A 5,639-nucleotide genomic window follows, 5' to 3' on the forward strand; every position below is an offset into this window, starting at 1 on the left:
ATAGGAGCAAGATGCTCCCACTACCAAAATCTAAAAATGGGAGAATTTTTAATATGGGAGCAAGATGCTCCCACTACCAAAATCTAAAAATGGGAGAATTTTTAATATGGGAGCAAGATGCTTCCACTACCAAAATCTGAAAATAGGAGAATTTTTAATATAGGAGCAAGACGCTTCCACTACCAAAATCTGAAAATAGGAGAATTTTTAATATGGGAGCAAGACGCTTCCACTACCAAAATCTGAAAATAGGAGAATTTTTAATATGGGAGCAAGATGCTCCCACTACCCAAAAATTAAATATTGATAGTTTAAGTTGAATTCTCATTCCATTAATTCTGACTCCTATATACTTATTCAATACATCTCAAAAAAATTATTAAAGGAAAAATAAAATGATTATTGACGACCAACATTATGATGTAATTATTGTCGGTACAGGTGCAGGAGGAGGAACTTTAGCCTCTAAACTTGCTAGTACCGGAAAAAAAATACTCATCTTAGAAAGGGGTGATTTCATGCCCCTAGAAATTCAAAATAGAGCTAACGTTGATATCTTCAAAAAAGAACTTTATCGTGCCCCCGAAAATTGGTATGACAACGCAGGCGAACCCTTTTCTCCTCAGACAAATTATGCCGTAGGTGGCAATACCAAAATCTATGGTGCTGCTCTCATTAGGATGCGAGAAAAAGACTTTGAAACAGTAAAACATCAAGAAGGAATTTCTCCAGAATGGTGTCTCAAATACAAAGACTTTGAACCATATTACACTGAAGCAGAAAAACTTTATAAAGTTCACGGTCAAGTTAGCAAAGACCCAACCGAACCTACCCACAGTGCAGAATATCCTTATCCCGCAGTTGACCACGATCCAGAAATTAAAAAAGTTGTCGATGCGATCGCCGGGCAAGGTTTACATCCAGAAACTTTACCATTAACTCTTACCCGCGAAGAGGAAGACCCCACTGGAGACTCGGAAGTCTTCGGTATTGCACCACTGCTAGACTCTCCTAACATTACTATTAAAGCTAATGCAAAAGTAGTCTGTTTACTCACCAACTCATCGAGTAACACAGTTAAAGCAGTAGAAGTAGAAATTGGCAAACAATCATTTCTATTTTTTGCCGATATTGTCGTACTTGCTTGTGGAGCAGTAAATTCAGCAGCATTACTATTACGTTCTGCTAATGAAAAACATCCAGATGGTTTAGCAAACAGTTCCGGACAAGTGGGACGCAACCTGATGAAACATCTGATGACTGCCGTAGTGCAACCTAGTCCTAAACCAAACTCTGGGAACTTTCTCAGAAGTGTGAGTGTGAATGATTTTTATTGGGGGGATGAGAATTTTGCCTATCCCATGGGTCACATAGAAAATACAGGTGGTCTGCTGCAAGATATTACTTTTGCTGAGTCTCCACCCATTTTATCTGTGTTAGCAAAAGCGATGCCAGGGTTTGGGTTGAAGCAGTTAGCATTACGTTCCATTGGTTGGTGGTTGCATTCGGAAATAGTACCAGACCCCAATAACCGAGTTGAAGTCAAAGGGGATAAACTGTTTTTCCATTACACTCCCAATAACTGGGAAGCACACGATCGCCTAGTACATCGTTGGATGGATGTATTGAAGTTGGTAGACAAAGAGGTAGGAAATTCTGTCTTGAAGCGCGGCAGCATTTATCCCCGTGGGGAAGTTCCCATTGAGGTTGTAGCAAACCAATGTGGTACTTGTCGGTTTGGGGAAGACCCGAAAACATCAGTTTTGGATATTAACTGTCGTACCCACGATGTGGATAATTTATATGTTGTGGATAGCAGTTTTTTCCCATCAAGTTCGGCAGTGACTCCTGCATTGACAATTATTGCTAATGCTTTGCGGGTAGGGGAACATTTGAAGGAAAGATTACAGTAATAGTCGTGCATTGTCATTATTTTTTTGACGAAGCATAACAGTGGGAGCATCTTGCTCCCGTGTAATATCATGTTCCCCCGGAGGGGGAACTACGCTAACGGTTGAATACTTATAAATGACTGTTGTGAGGAGTCAGGAGTCAACCCACCCCTAACCCCTCCCAGGAGGGGAAGGACCTAGTCAGGAGGAAAGAAAGGAGAAAAAGAACAAATATTCGAGAATAGTATTGATAATTTAAGTATTTGTTTGGTACTGTCGATACCCGGAGTCCTTAAATTTTATTATAACTGATTATCCGCAATTCGTAGCTCCCCTGGAGGGGGAACATGATATAAGATATTCCTTAGTTCCTGCATACTATTACTATTGAGGACTACCAACACTTATAATAACAGCTCATAGTTGCCCTTTAGCGCCTCAAATATATCTAGCAGCGCTGAAGTGCAACTACAAACAAAGACTTTATTGTCCGAATATAATATTACTCAAGAATTATTTATCTGTTCAAATAACTGTTGAACTGACAAAATAGGCAGACTTGCACCAGCAAAATCATCAGCATTACGAGTAATAATAGCATCAAGATTCTTAGCATAAGCACAAGCTAATTGCACTGCATCTTCAAAGTCTCTCAAATTAGAAGCAAAAGCAGTTTCTAAAATATTACGATTAACGTCACAAATTTCTAATGCTAATGTCATAGCAACTGCTTCTCTTGCTCTTTCAATACTTTTGGTTTGTTTTCTGACAATATAAAAAATATTAGTTAAGGTTGTTGCTGTCACAAAACCTTCAATTTGCTGATTTTTAATAACTTCAAATAAAGCATCAGCATCGCCGAAAAATGGCTCTCTCTGTAGGAGAAAATCAAGGGCAATATTAGTGTCTATTAAAACTTTCATTTTAAGTATTTCTCCACTAGGCGTTCCTCTAGCATCGCCTCAACCTCAGCATCAGTCGGAGGCGGGTCATCAGTTTTTGCTATACCTCGCAAACCTTCTATAGCAGCTTTGAGGTCGCGACGGGGGCGAAATTCCTCGTTCAAAGAATCTGTAATGTCCTTGAGTAAAGAGAGGCGATCGCTTACTGATAAATTCAGAGCTTTTTTTCTTAATTCCTGTAGTTCTGACATAATTTTTGTTCCTTCAAATTGCTTTTATCTAAATATTATAGTATGTATTTTTCTCAGGATTTTAAATATTTCTCCACTAAACGTTCTTCTAGCATAGCTTCAACTTCCTCATCATTTGGAGGTGGACTATCTGTTTTTCCTATGCCTCGGAACTTGTCTAAGAAATCAGGAGGTAACTCTGGCCGAGGGCGAAGTTCCTCATTCAAAGAATCTGTAATTGCCTTAAGTAATAACAGGCGATCGCTTACTGATAAATTCAGAGATTTTTTTCTTAATTCCTGTAGTTCTGACATGATTTTTATTCCTTCAAATTGCTTTGATATAAATATTATAATATGTATTTTTCTACGGTAATTTTTTCAAAAATCAATGGTCAAACCTTTATCTTTCAACACTTTTAGACTGAATTAGCAAGGCTAACTATTGTCCAACAGATGAATAAAACATCAATAAAGTCTGAAAATCAGCGATCGCTATCGCGGTACAGATGTGAGAATGCTACTTCAAAAATCAATGGTCAAACCTTTATCTTTCAACACTTTTAAATTGAATTAGCAAGGCTAACTATTGTCCAACAGATAAATCAAACATCAATAAAGTCTGAAAATCAGCGATCGCTATCGCGGTACAGATGTGAGAATGCTACTTCAAAAATCAATGGTCAAACCTTTATCTTTCAACACTTTTAAATTGAATTAGCAAGGCTAACTATTGTCCAACAGATAAATCAAACATCAATAAAGTCTGAAAATCAGCGATCGCTATCGCGGTACAGATGTGAGAATGCTACTTCAAAAATCAATGGTCAAACCTTTATCTTTCAATACTTTTAGATTGAATTAGCAAGGCTAACTATTGTCCAACAGTGGCACATAAATTTGCCTAAAAGTGAATTTTTCATCAAATACTTCTTCGTCTGGTTTAGTAGCAATATTCTTCTCTAAATACTTATCGATACTGCCATAAATTTCCAAATCTCGTTGCCACCCATATCCATAAATTCCGGCTAATTTCTTAGCATTGTCTTTCACCTCTACCACTGCTTCTTTCATATAACGGTGGGTATTGCGAGAAATTTTTTCAGCAACAATTTTAGCTTTATTTTCAGCTAAACCAGATTCTTTAAAACGTTCAATCAAAATTTGATCAAACTTTTCCCTCAAAGGTGAATCATAGAAACTAACCAAAATTTTCCCAGGTCCTTTGTCATTAAAATCTATTTCTTCATCCAATTTTTTAATCTATTTTTGTACCGCTTCCGATGCCTCAGTTTCTGTCAGTTTTTCCGATATTTCAGGATGGTCTATTAAAAATATTCGTAAACTTTCTAAATAAGCTACCTGAGCCACCAATTGTACTTCATCTTCTAAAGTTGGCTCCTGACGAGTTTTTTCAATAATAAAAGTAATAATTCCAGTTGCAATAGGCAAAAAAGGTAAACCCGCTCCTGCAACTTTTCCCAGGGGAGAATTTAGTACATCTAAAAGTGAATCAATATTTTCAATAAAAGGTTTTAACTCTTTAGCATCCTTATTTTCTAGAGCTTTTGCTATTTCCAAAACCGCCCTACCAGACTCAACCCCACCTTTAACAGTTTCCGATAAATTCAATTCTATTTCTGTGTTGAGAACTCGCCAAATATTCCGCCAGAGTTTACTTGCCAGAGTTAATTTTTATTCCTTTAATTTTTGCCCAATATATTTGGATATCTACAATTTAATTTCTGTCAATTCCTGATTTTAAAAGAATTGTAGTAGTAGACTGACACACTTTAAATGGTGCAATAAGTGTAGGTTGGGTTGAGGGACGAAACCCAACAAATATCTTTCTTCCCTACTCCCTATTGCACAGTTTTAGCTGTGTCGGTCTAGTAGGGTGTGTTAGCAAAGCGTAACGCACCGTTGATCGTCTGTGGAACATTAAAAGCGGTAGTGCAACCCAACATCTACCTGTTTTTGTTGGGTTTATCCGGAGGATAAGCTCCGCTAACCTGGCATCAACCCAACCTACAAACTTACTTCCTTCTTCCTTCTTCCTTTTTCCTTCTTCCTTCTGCTATAACATAATTATCTTTGTCCCATCAGGAGTTAGATTATGTCCAAAATTAGAGAAGAAATGTCCGTATTAGTCCGTCATGAAGGAGATTGGAAAGGAACATATACAATAGTAGATAATCAGGGTAATATTATCGATCGCCATAGTTCTCATTTAACTTGTCAATTTCCAGATAATGGAGAATATCCCTATTTTCAAACTAATCGTTATGAGTGGGAAGATGGTAAAAAAGAAGAATATAAATTTCCTGGAATATATCGAGATAAAAAAATTTGGTTTGATACAGAAAGGTTGGATGGTTATGCTTGGGAAGTAGATGATTCAACAATTATTTTGTGGATTACATATAAAGGAATGCCAGATTTATATATCTATGAAATGATTAATATTAGTCCCGATAATAATCATCGCGCTAGAACTTGGCATTGGTTTAATAATCATCAAATAGTTAAACGAACAATAATTAAAGAAGAAAGAGTCTTAAATTAGGAGTCAGGAGTCAGGAGTCAGGAGTCAGGAGGGAAGATGGGGAGATGGGG

5 protein-coding genes and 1 pseudogene are annotated in these 5,639 nt (G+C 37.1%); 2 read left to right on the top strand and 4 right to left on the bottom strand.

Going from position 1 to position 5,639, the window contains the following annotated elements:
- Positions 1-395 precede the first annotated feature (395 nt).
- Positions 396-1,913 (top strand): GMC oxidoreductase, encoded by a 1,518-nt coding sequence (locus tag D5R40_RS29820; RefSeq protein WP_124146581.1) that lies wholly within the window; start codon positions 396-398, stop codon positions 1,911-1,913.
- 485 nt (positions 1,914-2,398) lie between these two features.
- Here D5R40_RS29820 and D5R40_RS29825 read toward each other — a convergent pair whose 3' ends face one another.
- The 4 genes and pseudogenes from D5R40_RS29825 to D5R40_RS43025 all read right to left on the bottom strand — a co-directional run bounded on the left by D5R40_RS29825 (position 2,399) and on the right by D5R40_RS43025 (position 4,655).
- Positions 2,399-2,815, bottom strand: a complete 417-nt coding sequence (locus D5R40_RS29825; RefSeq protein ID WP_124146580.1) for a putative toxin-antitoxin system toxin component, PIN family — start codon at positions 2,813-2,815, stop codon at positions 2,399-2,401.
- On the bottom strand, positions 2,812-3,045 hold the full coding sequence (locus tag D5R40_RS29830) for a hypothetical protein (protein ID WP_124146579.1): 234 nt from the start codon (positions 3,043-3,045) through the stop codon (positions 2,812-2,814). Before D5R40_RS29830 ends, D5R40_RS29825 begins: the two co-directional genes overlap by 4 nt.
- 53 nt (positions 3,046-3,098) lie before the next feature.
- Positions 3,099-3,338, bottom strand: coding sequence for a hypothetical protein (locus D5R40_RS29835; protein WP_124146578.1), 240 nt, complete (start codon positions 3,336-3,338; stop codon positions 3,099-3,101).
- 555 nt (positions 3,339-3,893) lie between these two features.
- A pseudogene (locus D5R40_RS43025) lies at positions 3,894-4,655 on the bottom strand (hypothetical protein).
- Positions 4,656-5,139: 484 nt separating this feature from the next.
- Between D5R40_RS43025 and D5R40_RS29850 the strand changes: the two are divergent.
- Entirely contained in the window at positions 5,140-5,589 is a 450-nt protein-coding gene (locus D5R40_RS29850) for a DUF3598 family protein (RefSeq protein ID WP_124147012.1), read from the top strand.
- The last annotated feature ends 50 nt before the right edge of the window (positions 5,590-5,639 follow it).

Source organism: Okeania hirsuta, assembly GCF_003838195.1.
GTDB classification, from domain to species: Bacteria; Cyanobacteriota; Cyanobacteriia; order Cyanobacteriales; family Microcoleaceae; genus Okeania; species Okeania hirsuta.

Bases quoted from the DNA above. Each gene is read 5' to 3' on its own strand.
- D5R40_RS29820 (WP_124146581.1), top strand. From the start codon at position 396: ATGATTATTGACGACCAACATTATGATGTAATTATTGTCGGTACAGGT.
- D5R40_RS29835 (WP_124146578.1), bottom strand. From the start codon at position 3,338: ATGTCAGAACTACAGGAATTAAGAAAAAAATCTCTGAATTTATCAGTA.
- D5R40_RS29850 (WP_124147012.1), top strand. From the start codon at position 5,140: ATGTCCAAAATTAGAGAAGAAATGTCCGTATTAGTCCGTCATGAAGGA.
- D5R40_RS29825 (WP_124146580.1), bottom strand. From the start codon at position 2,815: ATGAAAGTTTTAATAGACACTAATATTGCCCTTGATTTTCTCCTACAG.
- D5R40_RS29830 (WP_124146579.1), bottom strand. From the start codon at position 3,045: ATGTCAGAACTACAGGAATTAAGAAAAAAAGCTCTGAATTTATCAGTA.